This is a genomic window from Arthrobacter sp. Y3221114 (assembly GCF_059092625.1).
Genome location: NZ_JBNHHW010000001.1, coordinates 400,836 through 419,509, shown reverse-complemented (window position 1 = coordinate 419,509; position 18,674 = coordinate 400,836). Strand labels below are relative to the sequence as shown.

The 18,674-nt window shown below is 66.2% G+C and carries 20 protein-coding genes; 11 read left to right on the top strand and 9 right to left on the bottom strand.

Going from position 1 to position 18,674, the window contains the following annotated elements; genetic code table 11:
* Nucleotide 1: 1 nt before the first annotated feature.
* The 3 genes from qcrA to ctaE all read right to left on the bottom strand — a co-directional run bounded on the left by qcrA (nucleotide 2) and on the right by ctaE (nucleotide 2,654).
* A complete protein-coding gene (gene qcrA, locus AC5RV3_RS01980; protein ID WP_494111185.1) occupies nucleotides 2-1,030 on the bottom strand; it encodes a cytochrome bc1 complex Rieske iron-sulfur subunit in 1,029 nt (342 codons plus the stop codon).
* Nucleotides 1,031-1,120: 90 nt separating this feature from the next.
* Nucleotides 1,121-1,933 (bottom strand): cytochrome bc1 complex diheme cytochrome c subunit, encoded by an 813-nt coding sequence (gene qcrC / locus AC5RV3_RS01975; protein WP_494111184.1) that lies wholly within the window; start codon nucleotides 1,931-1,933, stop codon nucleotides 1,121-1,123.
* A gap of 82 nt (nucleotides 1,934-2,015) precedes the next feature.
* On the bottom strand, nucleotides 2,016-2,654 hold the full coding sequence (ctaE, locus tag AC5RV3_RS01970) for an aa3-type cytochrome oxidase subunit III (RefSeq protein ID WP_494111183.1): 639 nt from the start codon (nucleotides 2,652-2,654) through the stop codon (nucleotides 2,016-2,018).
* Between the two features lie 148 nt (nucleotides 2,655-2,802).
* On the opposite strand from ctaE, the gene trpD reads away from it, so the two are divergent.
* Nucleotides 2,803-3,855: an anthranilate phosphoribosyltransferase gene (gene trpD / locus AC5RV3_RS01965; protein ID WP_494120703.1), complete on the top strand. Its 1,053-nt coding sequence runs from the start codon at nucleotides 2,803-2,805 to the stop codon at nucleotides 3,853-3,855.
* Between the two features lie 85 nt (nucleotides 3,856-3,940).
* On the opposite strand, the gene AC5RV3_RS01960 is transcribed toward trpD, so the two are convergent.
* Both AC5RV3_RS01960 and AC5RV3_RS01955 read right to left on the bottom strand, forming a co-directional pair.
* The gene (locus tag AC5RV3_RS01960; RefSeq protein ID WP_493978425.1) at nucleotides 3,941-4,222 is read right to left on the bottom strand and encodes an Lrp/AsnC family transcriptional regulator; all 282 of its coding nucleotides are present in this window, start codon (nucleotides 4,220-4,222) and stop codon (nucleotides 3,941-3,943) included.
* Between the two features lie 47 nt (nucleotides 4,223-4,269).
* Nucleotides 4,270-4,671 carry a DUF3054 domain-containing protein gene (locus AC5RV3_RS01955; RefSeq protein WP_494120702.1) on the bottom strand — a complete coding sequence of 134 codons (402 nt, stop codon included), beginning with the start codon at nucleotides 4,669-4,671 and terminating at the stop codon, nucleotides 4,270-4,272.
* A 120-nt stretch (nucleotides 4,672-4,791) separates the two neighbouring features.
* Here AC5RV3_RS01955 and AC5RV3_RS01950 point away from each other — a divergent pair, with 120 nt between their 5' ends.
* The 5 genes from AC5RV3_RS01950 to AC5RV3_RS01930 all read left to right on the top strand — a co-directional run bounded on the left by AC5RV3_RS01950 (nucleotide 4,792) and on the right by AC5RV3_RS01930 (nucleotide 7,464).
* The gene (locus AC5RV3_RS01950) at nucleotides 4,792-5,163 is read left to right on the top strand and encodes a VOC family protein (protein WP_494120701.1); all 372 of its coding nucleotides are present in this window, start codon (nucleotides 4,792-4,794) and stop codon (nucleotides 5,161-5,163) included.
* 65 nt (nucleotides 5,164-5,228) lie between these two features.
* Nucleotides 5,229-5,816, top strand: coding sequence for a sigma factor-like helix-turn-helix DNA-binding protein (locus tag AC5RV3_RS01945; RefSeq protein WP_494111179.1), 588 nt, complete (start codon nucleotides 5,229-5,231; stop codon nucleotides 5,814-5,816).
* Nucleotides 5,813-6,337 (top strand): hypothetical protein, encoded by a 525-nt coding sequence (locus AC5RV3_RS01940; RefSeq protein ID WP_494120700.1) that lies wholly within the window; start codon nucleotides 5,813-5,815, stop codon nucleotides 6,335-6,337. The genes AC5RV3_RS01945 and AC5RV3_RS01940 overlap by 4 nt, the downstream gene beginning before the upstream one ends.
* 227 nt (nucleotides 6,338-6,564) lie before the next feature.
* Nucleotides 6,565-6,891: a hypothetical protein gene (locus AC5RV3_RS01935; protein WP_494120699.1), complete on the top strand. Its 327-nt coding sequence runs from the start codon at nucleotides 6,565-6,567 to the stop codon at nucleotides 6,889-6,891.
* Nucleotides 6,892-6,987: 96 nt separating this feature from the next.
* A complete protein-coding gene (locus tag AC5RV3_RS01930; RefSeq protein WP_494120698.1) occupies nucleotides 6,988-7,464 on the top strand; it encodes a VOC family protein in 477 nt (158 codons plus the stop codon).
* 47 nt (nucleotides 7,465-7,511) lie between these two features.
* On the opposite strand, the gene AC5RV3_RS01925 is transcribed toward AC5RV3_RS01930, so the two are convergent.
* Nucleotides 7,512-8,651: a glutamate--cysteine ligase gene (locus AC5RV3_RS01925; protein WP_494120697.1), complete on the bottom strand. Its 1,140-nt coding sequence runs from the start codon at nucleotides 8,649-8,651 to the stop codon at nucleotides 7,512-7,514.
* A gap of 309 nt (nucleotides 8,652-8,960) precedes the next feature.
* Here AC5RV3_RS01925 and AC5RV3_RS01920 point away from each other — a divergent pair, with 309 nt between their 5' ends.
* The 3 genes from AC5RV3_RS01920 (at nucleotide 8,961) to AC5RV3_RS01910 (ending at nucleotide 11,213) form a co-directional block, all read left to right on the top strand.
* The gene (locus tag AC5RV3_RS01920) at nucleotides 8,961-9,452 is read left to right on the top strand and encodes a cation:proton antiporter regulatory subunit (protein WP_494120696.1); all 492 of its coding nucleotides are present in this window, start codon (nucleotides 8,961-8,963) and stop codon (nucleotides 9,450-9,452) included.
* A 2-nt stretch (nucleotides 9,453-9,454) separates the two neighbouring features.
* Nucleotides 9,455-10,639, top strand: a complete 1,185-nt coding sequence (locus tag AC5RV3_RS01915) for a cation:proton antiporter (protein ID WP_494120695.1) — start codon at nucleotides 9,455-9,457, stop codon at nucleotides 10,637-10,639.
* A 148-nt stretch (nucleotides 10,640-10,787) separates the two neighbouring features.
* Entirely contained in the window at nucleotides 10,788-11,213 is a 426-nt protein-coding gene (locus tag AC5RV3_RS01910) for a GNAT family N-acetyltransferase (protein WP_494120694.1), read from the top strand.
* Between the two features lie 518 nt (nucleotides 11,214-11,731).
* Here the strand turns inward: AC5RV3_RS01910 and AC5RV3_RS01905 are convergent.
* Both AC5RV3_RS01905 and AC5RV3_RS01900 read right to left on the bottom strand, forming a co-directional pair.
* The gene (locus tag AC5RV3_RS01905) at nucleotides 11,732-14,119 is read right to left on the bottom strand and encodes an ATP-binding cassette domain-containing protein (protein ID WP_494120693.1); all 2,388 of its coding nucleotides are present in this window, start codon (nucleotides 14,117-14,119) and stop codon (nucleotides 11,732-11,734) included.
* 172 nt (nucleotides 14,120-14,291) lie between these two features.
* A complete protein-coding gene (locus AC5RV3_RS01900) occupies nucleotides 14,292-15,233 on the bottom strand; it encodes a 5'-3' exonuclease (protein ID WP_494120692.1) in 942 nt (313 codons plus the stop codon).
* Nucleotides 15,234-15,294: 61 nt separating this feature from the next.
* Here AC5RV3_RS01900 and AC5RV3_RS01895 point away from each other — a divergent pair, with 61 nt between their 5' ends.
* A complete protein-coding gene (locus AC5RV3_RS01895) occupies nucleotides 15,295-16,197 on the top strand; it encodes a fimbrial biogenesis chaperone (RefSeq protein WP_494120691.1) in 903 nt (300 codons plus the stop codon).
* Between the two features lie 38 nt (nucleotides 16,198-16,235).
* Nucleotides 16,236-16,868, top strand: a complete 633-nt coding sequence (locus AC5RV3_RS01890; protein ID WP_494120690.1) for a peptide deformylase — start codon at nucleotides 16,236-16,238, stop codon at nucleotides 16,866-16,868.
* 24 nt (nucleotides 16,869-16,892) lie between these two features.
* Here AC5RV3_RS01890 and AC5RV3_RS01885 read toward each other — a convergent pair whose 3' ends face one another.
* Nucleotides 16,893-18,218 (bottom strand): alpha/beta hydrolase family protein, encoded by a 1,326-nt coding sequence (locus AC5RV3_RS01885; RefSeq protein ID WP_494120689.1) that lies wholly within the window; start codon nucleotides 18,216-18,218, stop codon nucleotides 16,893-16,895.
* Between the last annotated feature and the right edge of the window lie 456 nt (nucleotides 18,219-18,674).

Here is an 18,674-nt window from a genome sequence, read left to right as displayed (position 1 = left end):
CTTAGCCACGCTCCCAGTAGCTCGGTCCGACAGGTTCATGGAAATCGCTCGTGGCGATCAAGTAGCCCTCGTCGTCGACGCTGATCGGGAGCTGGGGCAGGGCGTGCGCGGCGGGGCCGAACACAACCTTGCATTCCTGGGCCGCATCGAAGGTCGACTGGTGGCAAGGGCAGAGCAGGTGGTGCGTGTGCTGTTCGTACAGCGCCACCGGGCAGCCAACGTGGGTACAGATCTTGGAGTACGCAACAATGCCATTGTAGTTCCAGTCTTCACGGCCTGGGGAGACCTGGAGCTCGTCGGGATTCAGGCGCATCAAGAGGACGACGGCCTTGGCCTTCTCCTCGAGCTTGTGCTCGGCCTCGTTGAGCCCCTCGGGGATGACGTGGAACGCCGAACCAATGGTGACATCCGAGGCCTTGATCGGGGTGCCGCTCGGGTCGCGGGTCAACCGGACACCTGCGTCCCACATGGTGTGCCGCAGCACGTCCGGGTTGAGGTCCTTGGACAGGTCGCGGAAGATGCCGATGGCCGGCAGGATCGCCAGCACGCCGGCGCCGATCAGGGTGTTGCGGATCAACGGACGGCGGGAGATGCCGGACTCGTCCAAGACCTGGCCGATGATCTGCTCGGCGTCCTTGCGGTCTTCCTCGGTGCGGACCTCGTGGCGTTCTTCCACAATCTCGTGGTCCGGCATGAGGGTCTTGGCCCAGTGGACAATGCCCACGCCAATGCCCAGCATGGCAAAGGCGGTGCCCATGCCGAGGGTGAAATTCTGCAGTCGCAGCGTTGCGGTGGTGTCATCCAAGCGGATGCCAAAGTACCCGACGAAGAAAAGCACGGTGCCGATGATGGAGATTACGAAGAGTATCGCAACCTGGCGTTCGGCTCGCTTTTCCGCCCGGGGATCTTTGTCGGCACGGCGCGGGCGGTGCGGGGGGAGTCCAGGATCCTGAAACTTCTCCACGTCGCTCTGACCAGCCGTAGCAACGGTGCCCGAGGTGTTCGGACTGCCGTGACTATGGTCGCCCATGATCCCTCTCATCCTTCTCTAAATAGTTCAAAACTCATAATGACTGTTGGCGCTTCTCCGGCGGCCCGCTGGGGCCGCCGGAAGCGAAGGTTAGGAAGACCGCTGGGTCAGCCAGATGGTGAACGCGATGACCACGCCCAACCCGAGCGTCCACATCAGCAGGCCCTCGGACACGGGGCCGAGCCCACCAAGCGCGAAGCCGCCGGGGGATGGCTGCTCTTCGATGGTCTTCAGGAAGGCGATGACGTCGCGCTTCTCCTCGGGGGAGATGTTCGCGTCGCTAAAAACGGGCATGTTCTGCGGGCCGGTGGCCATGGCCTCGTAGATGTGTGCTTCGCTGACGCCGCTCAGCGCCGGCGCGAACTTGCCGCGCGTCAGGGCCCCACCCGCTGCGGCAGCGTTATGGCACATGGCGCAGTTGACCCGGAAGATCTCGCCGCCTGCGGCGGGATCACCCTGGGAGACGTCGAGGAATTCTTCTTCCGGAATGGCGGGACCGGCGCCGAGGGAGGCTACGTAGGCCGCCAGTTGCATGGTCTGCTCTTCGTTGAACTGGTTCGGCTTTTCCAGTGCCTGGGGGCCGTTCATCTGCATGGGCATGCGGCCGGTCCCTACCTGGAAGTCGACGGAGGCCGCGCCGACGCCAATCAGCGACGGGCCGGCCTGATTGCCGTGCGCACCCTCCGGGGCCCCGACAGCACCAATTCCGTGACAAGTTGCGCAGTTGGCCACGAAGAGCTTCTCGCCCTCTTCGATGTCCTGCGCGGAATAGGTGGTGGTCTGGGCCTTGGCCTCGTTGACGTTGCCGGCAACGGCGTACAGTCCGCCGGTGACGAGCAGTCCCATGAGCAGCAGGGCAACGGCCGCCAGGGGATGTCGTCGCCTCTGGGAGAGTGCCTTCACTTGTTGGTTCCTAACTTTGCGGTGCGTGTGTGTAGATGTTCGGCCGGCCGGCTCCGCAGCGAGGCGCGGACCTTTCTGCCGTCTACTTGAGGAAGTAGATGATGATGAAGAGAGCGATCCACACGACGTCGACGAAGTGCCAGTAGTACGACGTGACAATGGCCGATGTGGCTTCGAAATGGCCGAACTTCTTGGCGACGTAGGCGCGGCCGATGATCAGCAGGAAAGCGATGAGGCCGCCTGTGACGTGGAGGCCGTGGAAGCCGGTGGTGATGTAGAACGCCGAACCGTAGGAGTTCGAGGACAGCGACACGCCTTCGGAGACGAGCATCGCGTATTCGTAGGCCTGGACGGAGACGAAGATGGCGCCGAGGAGGAATGTCAGCAGGAACCATTCGACCATGCCCCACTTGGCGACATTGAAGAGCCCGCCGGAGCGGCGGGCCTGCAAGCGCTCTGCGGCGAAGACGCCGTACTGGCAGGTGAAGGAGCTGGACACCAGGATGATGGTGTTGGCCAGCGCAAACGGAACATTCAGCTTCTCGGTTTCCATCGCCCACATGTCGCCTGAGGTGGCTCGGAGCGTGAAGTACATAGCGAAAAGGCCGGCGAAGAACATCAGCTCGCTGGAGAGCCACACAACGGTTCCGACAGAAACCAGATTGGGGCGGTTCAGCGTTGGATGCGCCGGGGTACTGGGGGCATGGGTTGCAGTTGTCACAAGGCCATTATGTCTATAAATCTGCCCACTTCACCAATGCATTTGAACGCGTGGCGCCGCGTTTCGGTTCCTGAACCGCTGGATTCCGCGGAACGGCGCGGAAGTTAACAATCCGGAAGTTTCTACGAAACGTAGATAACCTAGTGAAGTGACGACCGAACCCAACGCTCAGAACACACCCACCTGGCCTGAACTGATCTCGGCCCTGATCTCTCGGCAGGACCTCACGACCGCCCAGACCCAGTGGGCAATGAACACCATCATGTCCGGCGGGGCCTCCGACGCGCAGATGGCCGGCTTCCTGGTCGCGCTGCGGGCCAAGGGGGAGACGGTCGATGAGCTGACCGGCTTGGTGGAGGCCATGGTGGGCAACGCCCGGCCCATCGACATTCCGGGGGAGAAGCTGGACATCGTCGGTACCGGCGGGGACCGGCAGAATACCGTGAACATCTCGTCCATGGCCGCCCTGGTCTGCGCGGGGGCCGGGGCCCGAATCGTCAAGCACGGAAACCGCGCCGCGTCGTCGTCGTCCGGTTCCGCCGATGTGATCGAAGCCCTCGGGGTGCGCCTTGACCTCCCGGTGGAACGGGTGGCTCAGACCGCCGTCGAAGCGGGGATCACGTTCTGTTTCGCCCAGGTGTTCCACCCGTCGATGCGCTATGCGGGCGCGGTGCGCGCGGAACTCGGTGTGGCCACCGCTTTCAATTTCATGGGTCCGATGACCAACCCGGCGAATCCCACGGCGGCCGCCATCGGCGTTGCCGATGCCCGGCTGGCACCGCTGATCGCCGGGGTGCTGGCTGCCCGGGGGATCCGTGCGCTCGTTTTCCGCGGCGGGGACGGCCTGGATGAGCTTACCACCACGGGCCCCTCGTCGGTCTGGGAGGTGCGTGGCGGAGGCGTGGCGGAACACGAGCTGGACCCGCTGGACCTCGGCATCCCCCGGGCCACGCTGGACGACCTTCGCGGCGGCGACGCCGCCGCAAATGCCGACGTCGTGCGCCGCGTGCTCGCGGGGGACAAGGGACCGGTGCGCGACGCCGTCGTCCTCAACGCAGCCGCCGCCCTGGTGGCCAACGACACAGCAGCCGACGCGCCGCTGCTGGAACGGCTGGCCGTCGGTGTGGGACGGGCCGAGGAAGCCATCGACAGCGGTGCCGCCGCCGAGGCGCTGCAGCGCTGGATCGACGCCACCCGCTGACTCCGGGCCCTCGTTCGGGCCGCGACAGCTTAACCAGGAGTGCCCCGGACAGGATGTCCGGGGCACTCCTGCGCGGTTGTGAAGCCTAGTGCTCGAATCCGAGCGAGAAGGCCGCGTCCAGGTCGTGCTTCGAATAGGCGCGGAAGGCGATGTGGGTCGTCGTTGCCTGCACGCCTTGGACCTTCGAGAGCCGGTCGGCAATGACATCGGCCAGCTCGTCGTGCTTGGCGACGCGGGCCACGGCGATCAAGTCCCATTCGCCGGTGACCGAATAGACCTCGCTGATGCCCTCGATCTCGGAGATCTCCTGGGCGCACTCCGGAATCCGGGTCGCATCGGTCCGGATGAGAACGAATGCTGTAGCCACTGCACTGCCTTTCTGCTGGAACTGGGTGTTCTTCCCTATAACCGAGGTTATTCCACCCGCCGGGCGAAACGTAGTTTGATGAACAGCGCGGCCGCCGCCCGCCAACCCAGCAGGAGGGCGCCGAGCACCAGGAGGGCGACGATCTGGAAGGACAGGGCCAGCCCACCCCCGGCGAGGCCGCGCAGGGCGAGTCCCAGGACCACTGCGGCCAGCCAGACGGCGACTCCGGTTGGCCAGAGGGCACCCGGGTGGCGCCAGCCCCGCGAGGCCAGCCAGCCGACGAGGGCGCCGGCCAGGAACGGGCTCGCGGTGATCAGGATTCCGGCCAGGGCCAGTCCGTGTTCGTGCGTGTTTCGGCCCGCTGCCGCAAAAATGACGACGGCGGCCAGGTCCAGCGATGCTGCCGCCAGCGGGATGCCGGTGCGGAGCCGGGGCGATGTTTCAGTCACCCCTCCACACTATCGGGCGCGGGCGGGCGTACGATGCGAGGGACGAGCCGGTCTGGGGCTGGAACTCGTCGTAGTCGGGCAGGGGCCGCAGCCCGCGGCCGAGGGGGAGGGGCGGCAGTCATGAAGTTGGCACAGGTTGCGCTCGGCGTGCACGAGCTCGAGCGTGCAACCGCTTTTTACACCGACCTGCTCGGTTATCCGCCGGCAGGGGTGTTCGACCCGCCGGGCCTGGTGTTCTTCGATCTCGACGGCGTGCGCCTCTTGCTGGAGGTAGGCGCGCCGGCCGCCCTGTTGTACCTGCAGGTCGAGTCGGTCCGGGACCGGGTCGAGGAGCTGCGCGGCGCTGGAACACCGATTGTCGAAGAACCACACATCATTTTCCGGCATGCCGATGATGCTTTGGGGCCGGCCGGCATGGACGAGTGGATGGCCTTCATTCGCGACCCCGAAGGCAACCTGCTGGGGCTGGTGAGCCACCACCGGGGGGACTAGCAAGGTTGTGTCGCGGTTTACAAGCCTGCATACTTGTCGCGGGAGCAACAAGGAAGCAGGTTTGTATGTTCGTGTTGACGGTCGACCAGCGGCGGTCCCGCCGCCAGCTGGACCTCGTCGAGGGCGCGCTCGGCACTTTAAATGATGACCCGGCCCGTCCGTTGGTGCGCGGTTTCGAGCGCACCGCCGGCGACGAGATGCAGGCAGTGGTCGCCGATGCCGCCGTGGCGGCGGATCTTGCCCTGGATCTGGCCGTCAGCAACCGCTGGAGTGTGGGAATAGGTGTGGGCGGAGTCGTCAGTCCGCTGCCGGAGTCTACGCGGGCGGGCTCCGGCGAGGCCTTCGAGCGGGCACGCGAAGCGGTGACCGCGGCCAAGACGTCGCCGGGCAACGTCGCCGTCTCCGGCGCCCGTCCGGAGGCCGGCCACGCCGAAGCGGTGCTGCAGTTGCTGGTATCCGTGGCACGGAAGCGCAGCACGCAGGCGACCGAAGCCGGGGTGCTCAGTGACGAAGGACTCACCCAGCAGCAAATCGCCGACCGGCTCGGCATCACCCAGCAGGCAGTCTCAAGCAGGCTGCATAGTGGACTCTGGCAGGAGTGGCGCCGAGCGCGGCTGGCGGCACAAGCGCTGCTGGAAGGAGCCGACCGATGAGCGTCATGGCACTGGTGGCGCTTTGCGTGGCGGCGGCGGTCGCGGCGCCCATGTACTTCGAGCGGTTCCAGGGCCGGGGCAACCGCTGGCTGTATGCAGCCAGCGCCGTGTCACTGCTGCTCTTGGGCATCGCGGGATTGCTGGCGGTCTTGGGGCCGGGCGGTCTCGGCCCGGCAGCCTATGCGTTGGGCTTGGCAGCGGCTGCGATCGGCGGTGGCCCGGCCACCGTGACCATCCTGCGGTTGTCGTTCAATGCCTCGCACCCGGACAACACCACCGATCCCGAAGCATCTCCGGTCCTCCGCGGAGGCGCCTGGATCGGGGTGCTCGAGCGGACGGCCATCGCGGCCACCCTGCTGGCCGCCTGGCCGGAAGGATTGGCCGTTGTCCTGGCGGTGAAAGGCTTGGGCCGGTATTCGGAGCTCGGCCAGTCCGGGGCGGCCGAGCGGTTTATCCTGGGCACGTTCGCGAGCGTCCTGTGGGCGGCGGCCGCCACCGGCATCGCGGTGCTCGTGCGATGAGCGCAGGCGCGCCTCTCGATTCGGCGAAGCCAAGCGACGCGGGCCGGCCAGCGGGACACGGTCCGTAACATGAAGCACCCGACCACCCGGTGCCGCCGCCGCCCCCGCCGTACCCGCGTTCAGTGGCGCGAAATATTCCACGGTGTCTGTTGCCCACGCCACATTCGTCCTTTTATGATGATCACCGGTCAAGGAGCGGCCATGGGGAACTCTTGAGGGGACAAAGTATGGATCCCAAACTGCGAGTGGTCGTCCGGCTGGATATCGACAGGGAATCCGCCAACATCGAAGTGCGCGGACACGTGACAATCCGAAACATTGTGGCGCTGTATTCGCTGGTCCGCCGCACCAGCGCTCTTGCGCCCGGGCGCGGTGTCACCATCAACCTCCAGCATGCACGGATTGAAGCTGCGGCGCTTGAGGAGCTTCACCGCTGCAGTGAGAGCATGCGGCTTCCCGGCTATGCGGCGCCCAAAGGGGAGGGGTGCCGCCTGCAGGTGATAGACCCGGATGACACGGACGCCACGGCCCTGGCGCTGGCCGCCGCGCGCTGAACAGGGAGGCCGGCGGGGTCTGGACTGCCGGCGGGCGCTCCGTGCACACACCCGTGGAGTGGTGCTGGTACGACTGACGCAGGGGAGGAGCCCATCATGCAGAAGATCACACCGTGCCTGTGGTTCGACGGCGAGGCCGAAGAAGCAGCACAGTTCTACGTCCAGCTGTTCAACAACTCCAAGATCCTCGACGTGACGCACTATGGCGAAAGCGGTCCCGGATCGGAAGGTCAGGTGCTGACCGTAGAGTTCGAGTTGGACGGCCAGTCCTTCACTGCGCTGAACGGGGGAGCCCAGTTCACGTTCAATGAGGCGGTTTCCCTGCAGGTGGACTGTGACGACCAGGCGGAGGTCGACCGGCTGTGGGACGCGTTGACCGCCGACGGCGGTGCCGAGAGCCAATGCGGATGGCTCAAGGACAAGTACGGATTGTCTTGGCAAATCATTCCCTCCGTGTTGCCGCAGCTGATTGGCGGGCCGGATCCGCAGAAGGCCCAACGGGCCATGGAAGCCATGCTGCAGATGAAAAAGATCGACATCGGCGAACTGCAGCGCGCTTACGACGCCGGATAGCGCCGTCGGCTGCCCCTTCCAGGCGGGCGCTTCCGCCAGCCGGGAGCTCAGAGGATGCCGGCCGGAAGGTGCGTGTTCCTGACGGCATCGAAGACGACGTCGGTGAGTCTGTGCTGGCGCGCGAGGACTCCCCGCTGCCTTGCCGCGCCGGTCCCGTCCCGAAGGATTCCATCGACGACGGTCTGTATGGGTTCCAGATCGTCCGTTTCCGCTAACACGGGGCCGACGTGTTCGAGCAGGGCGCCGACCACGTTTCGGGCCGGGGTGCGGTCGCTCTTCAAGGGGTGGAGCAGTTCTTCTTCCAGTCCTGACCTGCTGGCCCGCCAGGAAGCAAGGCGCAGCAGCTCCGCCGGTACCGGAGGCGGCGGGCCGCCGTCGCTCCATTGGCGGGCCGCCGTCTCTACCAGCCCCCGGCACAAAGCGGCTACGGCGGCGGCATGTTCCGCTTGGAGGCAGACATCGGCCACGCGGATTTCGACCGTGGGATGCCGTTGACCGAGCCGCGCATCGAAATAAATCATCCCCTTATCCAGCAGCACGTCGCACTCGAGCAGCATCCCCAACAGGTGGTGGTAGGCATCGGGGGAGCCGAAGATGCCGGTCGGCCCGGCGGTGGGCCAACGTTTCCAGACCTGGTACCGGAAGCTGGCGTAGCCACTGTCCACGCCTTGCCAGAAGGGGGAGTTGGTGCTGAGCGCGAGCAGGACCGGCAGCCAGACGCGGATCCGGTCAAGCACGGCCACGGCTTCCTCATCGGAGGCAACCGAAACGTGTACGTGGAACCCGCACGTAAGTTGTTCACGCAGGGTCATCCCAAACCGGGATTCCATGGCCTGGTATCGCGGGCGCGGCACGATGCTGGTAGTGGCAGGCAGGGGATAGGTGCCCAATGCTGCAGCCCTGGCGCCGAAACGCCGCGCCTGCCGGTCAGCCTCGGCCCGCCCGGCCCTGATGCCCGCGGCCAGGTCCTGCAGATCCTTGTACGGGGCCGACACTGCTTCGAGCTGTTCCTGTTTGACCTCCGACATCAGGCTGCCCTTGTAACCACTGTGGGAAGCCGTATCGCGGGGTGTATCCAGGGTCGCAGAGTCTCCCTGATCCCGGAGCAGTTGTTCCGAGACGGACGCCAGGGCGCCGGTCTTGGCGTCCACCAGGAGCAGCTCTTCCTCCACGCCAAAGGTTCGCATGCTGTTTAGTGTTCACCACAGGCGGGCTTGGCGAAAGACCGTCGCGGCGTGCGGGGCATTCCGTGGGGCGGGTGCGGCACGTTTGCGTGAAGCCATCCCGGTTGATCAGGTTCGCCCGCTGGATGACTGCATTCAGGGGTCCCGCCGGGATGCAAAACGGGATACCGTTGCCGTCACGGAGACGCTTGCATCTCCGGGCCCGCAACCGATCAGAACCCTCGGCCTGATCCTCGGCAAGGCCGCTGTGCAGCTCCCGGGTCTGTGCCGTTGTGAGTCGGCTTATATCGGCCTTCAACGTAGGAGCGTGCTGTGGAAATTGTCGAAACCATGCTCCCCGGCGTCGGCATGCGCTATGACCTCAAGACGAGGACCAACGTCAGTTTTTCCCTGGTGATCGATCGGAATGGCGGGGCCGACATCCTCACCTTTGACGAGGACGATCCGGACCGGGCAGTCAGCAAGCTCCAACTGGAACCGGAAGAAGCGTTACAGCTGGCCGAGCTTCTGGGCGCGCCCCGGATCATGCAGCGCTTTGCGGATCTTTCCAGGGAGGTCCCGGGACTGGAAACCAGCCGCTTCACCATGCGGCCAAACTCACCGTATGCCGGTCGGCCGCTGGGCGACAGCAAGGCCCGCAGCCGAACGGGATGCTCAATCGTGGCGATCATCCGCGGAGACCGCGTGATCACGGGCCCCACTCCGCAGGAGCAGCTGCTGGCCAACGATGACTTGATAGCCCTGGGGTCGGCCGATGGTCTTGCCGCACTTGAAGCTCTCATCAATGCGCCGACCGCCACCTGAACGTGACACACCTGTCGCTCCTCCTGATCGAACTGGGAGTGCTGTTCACCGTCCTATCCGGGCTCGGGCTTCTAGCACACAGGCTTGGCCTTTCACCGGTCCCGTTTTACCTCCTTTCCGGGTTGCCGTTCGGAGAGGACGGACTGCTGCCGGTGCATGCAGCGGGGCCCTTTGTGGAAACCGCGGGGGAGATCGGCATCGTCCTTTTGCTGCTCCTGCTGGGACTCGAGTTCTCCGCGGCAGAGCTGATGTACAGCCTCAAGCGGCATCGTGTCTCGGGCTTGATAGATTTCCTGCTGAACGCGGTCCCCGGGTTCCTGCTGGGACTGGTGCTGCAGCTGCCGTGGCAGGCGGCTTTGGCGCTTGGGGGAGTCACCTGGATTTCCTCGTCCGGCATCATCGCCAGGTTGCTGGATGACTTGGGCCGTTTGGGTAACCGGGAGACGCCGGCGGTGCTGTCGATATTGGTCCTGGAAGACATCGCCATGGCGTTGTTCCTTCCAATCCTGGTTGTGGTCCTTGCCGGCGGCGGAGCCTGGCAGGCAGCCGGGGGAGTAGCCCTGGCCGCAAGCGCAGTAACGCTCGCCCTGGTCGCGGCACGTAAGGCCGGGTTCCGGATGGGACGTCTGCTGTCTCATCCCCAGAATGAACAGGTCATGTTGCGCCTCCTCGGCATTACATTGGCCGTTGCCGGAGTGGCCGAGGGTATGGGCGCCAGCGCAGCAGTGGGCGCCTTCCTGGTGGGTATAGCGATTCCCCAGCACTTTGCCGACCGTGCCCGGAGCGTTTTGAGCCCGCTGCGCGATCTCTTTGCAGCAATCTTCTTCGTGACCTTTGGCCTGGCCATCGATCCTGCGGACATGTGGCCCATCCTGCCTGCAGCCCTGCTGTTGTCCGTCGTGACCGCTGCTACGAAACTGGGTACGGGCTGGTGGGCAGCAGGAAAAGAAGGCGTGCGGCAGCGTGGACGGCTCCGGGCGGGGGCCGCTCTGGTCACCCGGGGTGAGTTTTCTGTCGTCATTGCCGGTTTGGCGGTTGCGGCAGGCTACACAGTGGTGGGGCCCATCGCTGCAGCATATGTGATGATCCTGGCGGTCGCAGGCCCTCTTCTCGCCCGCTTCAGTGACGCCTGGATGCCTCCAGCGAACGGTAAGAACCTGCCGAAACCGGCTCCCAAGCCGAGGTGAAGGTCTTTCATGAAGCAAACGGTCACCAACTGTCAGGAGGCAGGGGACTGCGGCACATCCAGGCATCCAGCTCGGCGACCGGAAACCGGGGCGCGCGGGACTCCACCGCTTCAGACGCCGAGGGATATCGCAGTGCAACACTAGGTCAGTGGCTGCTTTCACGATATCGACCGCCCTGCCAGTATCCGATGCAGAACTGCTTTCGCTCTATGAGTCTGTTGGTTGGGCGGCCTATACCAACAACCCGGATCTGCTCTATCGTGCGATAAGGAACTCGTCCTTCGTAGCAGCGGCTCGGACTCAGCACGGCAAGCTGATAGGCCTCGCTCGGACCATTTCGGACGATGCAACCATCTGTTATGTGCAAGACATCCTGGTGCACCCGGCGTTTCAGGGAACCGGCGTCGGACGCGCCCTTTTTGATCAGGTGAGAGAGCGGTACCAGCACGTTCGGCAAACGGTACTCATCACCGATGATGAACCTCGGCAACGCGCCTTCTACCAGTCCATGGGACTGACCGAGGGATCAGATTTCAAAGCAGGCCCGGTTCGGGTCTTCGCTCACTTCCGCTAAGCGCATCCGTCCGGAAAGGCCCCGCGAACCTTGCATCGGGGAGGAGCACTGGCCCGGGCCGGCTTCGTTGGTTGGGACCACAGCTCGAGACTACTTGACATAATGTGGATTATCGGCGTTATGGAAACGCTTGAGCGGGGGCCGATTTGAGACTGTTCTGGGCCTGCCGCAACCCTTTTCACTCGTGCAGTCGGCTGCGCACTGGACCAAGCTGTCCATAAGCAACATGCGCAGCTTCCTTGGTGAAGATTCTCCTTTGGCTGGCCGGCTGCTTACAGCTGATCCGTTCACGAATCCGTTCGCAGACTGACTGACTGGCTCACGGCGGCACGTCGGCTGGGTGCAGGCAGCCGACGTGCCGTCCGGAGACGTACTAACGGGCGGCGGGCTGAAGGCTGGAGGAACCGTTGCGGCCGCGGCCAAGCCCCCGGGTTGTGGGCCCCTTCAACAGCGTTAGCTTGACATAACTCTGCACCCCCGTTGCCGCCGGAGTTCGGGACACCGGCGGCGACGTCCGCTCAGGATCCGACGTACGCCGCGAGGTGCTTACCGGTCAGCGTGGAACGATCGGCGACGAGCTCGGCCGGCGTCCCCTCGAAGACGATGCGGCCGCCGGCGTGCCCGGCTCCGGGGCCGATATCGATGATCCAATCGGCATGCGCCATGACTGCCTGGTGGTGCTCGATCACAATGACCGACTTGCCGGAGTCAACGAGGCGGTCCAGCAGGCCGAGCAACTGCTCGACGTCGGCCAGGTGCAGTCCCGTCGTTGGCTCATCGAGCACGTAGATGTCGCCCTTTTCGCCCATTTGGGTCGCCAGCTTGAGCCGCTGCCGCTCGCCGCCGGACAGCGTGGTGAGCGGTTGGCCGAGCGTCATGTAGCCCAGTCCCACGTCGGCGAGCCGCTCCAGGATCTTGTGGGCGGCGGGTGTGCGCGCGTCGCCGGTGCTGAAGAACTCCTCGGCCTCGTTGACCGGCATGGCCAGCACCTCGGCGATGTTCCGGCCGCCAAGCCTGTATTCCAGCACCGCAGCCTGGAACCGCTTTCCCTCGCATTCCTCGCAGGTGGACTCGACGGTCTCCATGATGCCCAGCTCCGTGTAGATGACGCCGGCGCCGTTGCAGACGGGACACGCGCCCTCGGAATTGGAGCTGAAAAGAGCCGGCTTGACACCGTTTGCCTTGGCGAACGCCTTTCGGATCGGTTCAAGCAATCCGGTGTAGGTGGCCGGATTGCTGCGTCGTGACCCTTTGATCGCGCCCTGGTCTATCACCACGACCCCGGGGCGGCGGGCGACCGAGCCGTGGATCAGCGAGCTCTTGCCCGAACCGGCGACGCCGGTGATCACCGCAAGCACTCCGAGCGGGACGTCGACGTCCACGTCCTGCAGGTTATGCGTCGAGGCGCCCCGGACCTCCAGGGCACCGGTGAACGGGCGGACCGACTCCTTGAGGGACGCCCGGTCGTCAAGATGGCGGCCGGTGGTGGTGTCGCTCCCCCGCAGTTCTTCGACGCTGCCTTCGAAGCAAATCGTCCCGCCTGTCGTGCCGGCGCCCGGCCCGAGATCCACGACGTGGTCGGCAATCGCGATCGTCTCGGGCTTGTGCTCCACCACCAGCACCGTGTTGCCCTTGTCCCGCAACTGGAGCAGCAGCTGGTTCATCCGCTCGATGTCATGGGGGTGCAAGCCGATGGTTGGTTCGTCAAAGACATAGGTGACGTCGGTGAGCGATGAGCCCAGGTGGCGGATCATCTTGGTGCGCTGTGCCTCTCCCCCGGACAGCGTCCCCGCTGGCCGGTCGAGCGACAGGTAACCCAACCCGATCTCCGCAAACGAGTCGAGCAGGTGCTGCAGGCCGGTAAGCAGCGGGGCGACCGACGGCTCGTCCAGATCGCGGAGCCAGTCGGCCAGGTCGCTGATCTGCATCTCGCAAAGGTCTGCGATGTTCTTACCGCGGATCTTCGACGACAGCGCCTCCTGGGCCAGCCGGGTTCCGTTGCACTCGGGACAGGTGGCGAAGGTGATCGCCCGGTCCACGAAGGCCCGGATGTGCGGCTGCATCGCCTCCCGGTCCTTGGAGAGCATCGACTTCTGGATCTTGGGAATCATGCCCTCATAGGTGAGATTGATCCCTTCCACCTTGATCTTGGTCGGCTCCGAATAGAGCAGCTGGTGGAGCTCCTTCTTCGTAAACTTCGCAATTGGCTTCTCCATGGGCAGGCCGGCGCCGCTGAAGATGCGGCCGTACCACCCGTCCATGCTGTAGCCGGGCACCGTCAGCGCGCCTTCGGAGAGCGACTTCGTGTCGTCGTAGAGCGCGGACAGGTCGAAATCGCTGACCGAGCCCATGCCCTCGCAACGCGGGCACATCCCCCCGAGCCGGTTGAAGGTCGCTTTCTCCGCCTTGGTCTTGCCGCCGCGCTCTACCGTGATGGCCCCGCTGGCCTTCACCGACGGGACGTTGAAGGAAAAGGCGTTGGGCGACCCGATGTACGGGTCCCCCAGCCTGCTGAAGAGGATCCGCAGCATGGCGTTGGCGTCGGTGGCCGTGCCGACGGTGGAGCGCGGATTGGCGCCCATCCGCTCCTGGTCCACGATAATGGCGGTCGTCAGGCCCGCGAGGAAGTCAACCTCGGGCCGGGCCAAGGTCGGCATAAAGCCCTGGACGAACGCGCTGTAGGTCTCGTTGATCATGCGCTGCGACTCTGCGGCTATGGTGCCGAACACGAGCGAACTCTTGCCCGATCCCGAGACCCCGGTAAACACGGTGAGCCGTCGTTTCGGGATCTCGACATTGACGTCCCTGAGGTTGTTCACCCGCGCGCCCTGCACCCGGATCAGGTCATGGCTGTCCGCGGAAGGCAGCGACGGCGGCTGCAGGTCCCTGGTTGTGGCCGTGCTCATGGTGTCTCCATCCCTTGGGTGCCTCGCCGGCACTGCCGACCCTGCCGGAACCGTCCGATCGGTGTCGGGGTGCCTGCCCTGCGGGCGCCCCTCGCCCCGCCGCGGCGTCGATTACGTATTTACCTTAATGGACTTGCCCGAAACCCGCGCTGGCATTGTTGCCCACCGGCGGTTACTCTGCCGGCTCGCCAACCGCCTGGAGCGCTTGCAGGATGCGGCGGGACGGTCCGCCCAGGTTCATGTCCTTCGCGAGCTGTTCGAGCCGCTCTGCCTGTTCGGTGTCCAGCGGCCGGAGGCCGGCATCGAATGCGCCAAGATCCAGATCGCGGACGACGCCGACGACGGTCGGCGCGACGTTGAGGTAATCGGCGGCCTCCGTGATCTTCGCCCGCAACCGTGCCGCCATGGAAGCCGCCGGATCTGTTGCCGCAGCAACGATCCCGTCGAGGCTGCCGTAATCCTTCAGCAGCCCGGCCGCCGTCTTGTCGCCGATGCCGGCAACTCCGGGCAACCCATCGGACGTGTCTCCGCGCAACGTGGCGAAGTCCGCGTACTGGCTGGGCAACACGCTGTACTTGCGCACCACCGCAACGTCGGTCATGACCTCGAGGTTGCTCATGCCCCGTGCCGTGTAGATCACCCGCACCCCGCGGTCGTCGTCCACCAACTGGAACAGGTCCCGGTCCCCCGTGACGATGTCCACCGGCACGTCGGCCTGGGCCGCGAGACTGCCGATGACGTCGTCGGCCTCATGGTGGTCGGCTCCGATGACGGTGACCTTGAGCGCGTCGAGCACCTGGCGGATCAGGGGCAGTTGGGCCACCAGGCCCGGCGGGGTCTCCTCGATATCGAGGCCGTCCGGTACCAGCCTGGCCACACGGTGGCTCTTGTAGGTGGGAATCAGGTCCACCCGCCAGGCAGGGCGCCAGTCGTTGTCCCAGCAGGCCACCAGCCGGGTCGGACGGTAGTCGGTGATCAGCCTGGCCATGATGTCGAGCAGCCCGCGCACGGCGTTCACGGGCGTGCCGTCCTTGGCCTTGATCGTGTCCGGCAGGGCGTGGAAGGCCCGGAAGTACAGCGACGCTGTGTCGAGGAGCATCAGTCGTTCGGCCACAAGTTGCCCTTTCGCCGCCGGTGAGGATCACGTCCACTGAAGTTGGTACTACCTTAGTGGCATGGCTCCCGGTCCCCTGCGGTACCGCAACGGCCCGGTGCTGCTGCTGATGTCGGCAGCCGTGCTGGCCGCATGTTCGGACGCTCCCGGGAGCCTCACGCCCGCCTCCCCGAGCGCCCGGGATTCGGTCTCTGCTGCCGTGGACCAGAGCCGTGCGGACTACACCGACCGGGTGGTCACCCTCATGATCACCAACACCTCCGAGGAGCCCCTGCTCGTCACGTCCGCGGCGCTGCAATCACCCCTTTACGACGGCGCCGCGGACTGGAAGCCGACGCGCACCGGCGGGACCAGGATTGCTGCCGGTGCAACGGTGAGCCTGCCGGCGGACCTGCCGGCCGCCCGGTGTACGGACGGTCGCCCCGCGGATGCCGCGGCGCATCGGATTACGGTAACCCTGGACGGCGAGGGGCCAGCGCCCGGCACGGTGGAAGTCCCCGCCGCCGATCCGCACGGTGTGCTCACCCGCAACCATTCCGGGGACTGCCTGGCGCAGGCGGCGGCTTCCGTGGCCGAGCTGCGGGTCAATCCCGGGCTGGAGGTGCTGGCCGGGAGCAACGCGGCCGTCGTCGAAATTGATGTACAGCCGTCCGGCCGGAATGGGGCGCTGGTGATCGAATCCTTCGGGACCACCACCTTGCTCAACGAAGACGCCGACCACCCGTGGCCCGGGAACATCCACGTGGCCGGAACGGACCCGGCGTCGCGGCTGGCCCTGCATGTCGTGCCGACCCGCTGCGATCCGCATGCCCTGGCCGAAGACAAGGTGGGCACCAAGATTCCGGTGACCATCAGGACCACGGGCGGACACGGCGTACTCCGGCTGGACGGCGGACAGGATTTCACCCGGAAGGTGTACCGGTTTATCACCGAAGCGTGCTCCTCCGCGGACCGGAGCGGCTAGCGGCGCCGGAAGGGTCCGCGCGCCCTACACTGGCAGCTGTGACTGATTACTCTGCAGAACACCTGCGCGATCTGGTCCATTCGCTGGCCGCCTCCGGCGGCCCTGCCCCGATCCTGCAGGTGGGCGAGCCCGTGCTGAGGCAGCCCGCCGCGACGTTCGACGGGCAATTGGACGACACGGAGCTGAACGCCCTGCTGGCGCTCCTGCGCCGGACCATGCACGCAGCGCCCGGCGTCGGACTGGCGGCGCCGCAGATCGGCATCCCGCTGCGCATAGCGGTCCTCGAGGATACGTACGAAGCGGCGCCCGAGGTGGCCGCAACCCGGGAACGGGCCCCGCTCCCCTACTTCGCCATCATCAATCCGTCCTACCGTGCCCGCGGGGACGAGACAGCCGCGTTCTATGAGGGGTGCCTGTCCTTCACGGGCTACCAGGCAGTGGTGGAGCGGTCCCGCAGCGTCGACCTCGACTTCGAACGGCCCGACGGCGGCCGGGCACGCGAGACGTTTTCGGGCTGGCAGGCCAGAATCGTGCAGCACGAAACCGATCACCTCTCCGGCACGATCTATGTGGACAAGATGCATCCCCGGTCCCTGTGCGGCAATGACGAGTACACCCGGTACTGGGCGCAGCCGACCATTGACCGGGCACGCGCCTGCCTGGCCTTTTAGGCCGACACCGGGCCGGCAGCCGGACTACGCCCGGGCTGCGGCGTCCGGCGCTGCGGCTGCGGCGGGTTCGCCGTCGTGGTTCCGTGCCGTGGGAAGGTGGGCCGCCCACCAGCGCAGGATCTCGTCGAAGCGCTGCTTCCGGTGCCACGGCGTGCCGGTGCGGGACAGCTCATGGTTCTCCCCGGGGAAGATCAGCAATTGCGTGGGGACGCCGCGCTGCTTGAGGCCCACGTAGTAGCGCTGGGCCTGTTCCAGCGGGCAGCGGAGGTCGTCTTCGGAGTGGACGACGAACACCGGCGTGCGGACGGAATCCAGCTGGGCGAACGGGTTCTGGCCGCGGACCTGCTCCGGATCCGTGCCGGTGTATTCGTCGGAGAAGAACCAGCCGATGTCCGAGGAGCCCACGAACGACGGCGGATCCAGGTAGCCCCGCTCCACGATCGCCGCCGTGAACCGGTGGTCCCGGGACACCGTCCAGGCGGTCAGGTAGCCGCCGTAGGATCCGCCCATGATGCCCTGCCGCTCACCGTCCAGCTGGGCGTATTTGTCGATGGAACCCTCTAGGAACGCCAGGACATCGGCCATGGCGAGGGTTCCCATGGCGCCCTTGACGGCGCGGCCATGGGCCTGCCCGTAGCCGGCGGAACCCCGCGGGTTGCACATGACGACGGCGTAGCCGGCCTCGGCATAGACCTGTGCCTCGTCGAATAGCTCCCAGCCGTACTGCGCGAACGGCCCGCCGTGGATGTTCAGCAGCACGGGATGCGGCCCCTGGCCTTCAGGCAGCAGCACCCAGCCGTGCACCGGGTACCCGTCCGCCGAAGCGAACGTCTCTTCCCGCGGCTGGATGATGCCGGAGTCCCGCAGCGCCGCGGAGAAGTCCGTCAGGCGGGTAAGTCCGCCGCCGGCCACGAGCCCCAGGTCGCCGGCGGTCGACGCGTCGGAGAAACTGAGAACGGTGCGGCCCGCCGCCCGGGCGGCCGCCGATGCGTTCAGCGGCCCGTCGACCAGGACCGCCATGCTGCCGGTTGCCGAGACCTCCACCAGCTGCACGGCGCCGCGGTGCCGGTTCAGGGCCAGCACCACATCCGGACCGGCGGTCACCAGCTTGCCGTCGGCCAGGTCCATCGCTTCCGGATCGGTCAGGCGACGCGCCTCGTGGGGGGCGGAGACCGGAGCCGCGTACAGCGCGGCATTTTGGGCGACGAAGTCCCTCCCGCCGCCGATCAGGCTGCCCAGATAGAACAGCCAGCTGCCGTCGGCGCTGGGCTGCGGCGACGCGGCGGCCAGGAGCGGGCCCGAAAGGTTGGACATCAGCCGCGGGCCGCCGGCGGCGGCCTCGGGCTCCATAGCGTACACATCCCGGCGCAGGTCCTCGTCGGCTCCCTCGTGGAGGGCGGCGGTGAAGTAGAGCGTGACGCCGGTACTTGTAGCCGGTGACCAGCCGGGCGTCCTCGGCGCCGGGACCGACGCCGTCCGTCGTGCCGTAGCGCCCGTCGGCGGGGACCCGGGCCGCGAAGACCAGGCGGCGTGAGTCCGGGGACCAGACGAAGGAGGAGACACCGAGTTTTTGGTCGGTGACGGCGACTGGCTCCCCGCCCCGGCTGTCCACCACCATCAGTTGCGCCCGTTCCCCCGGCCCGACGGCCCGCAGGAACGCTAGGGAGAGCCCGTCGGGCGAGTAGGCGGGCGCGGTGTCCCTGAAACCGCGCGTGAGGCGGCGCGGCGCGGCGCCGCCGCTGTCCAGCGGGACCTCCCACAGTTGCCCCACGTAGCTGTCCGACGAAAAGTCGGGATGCGTGGCCG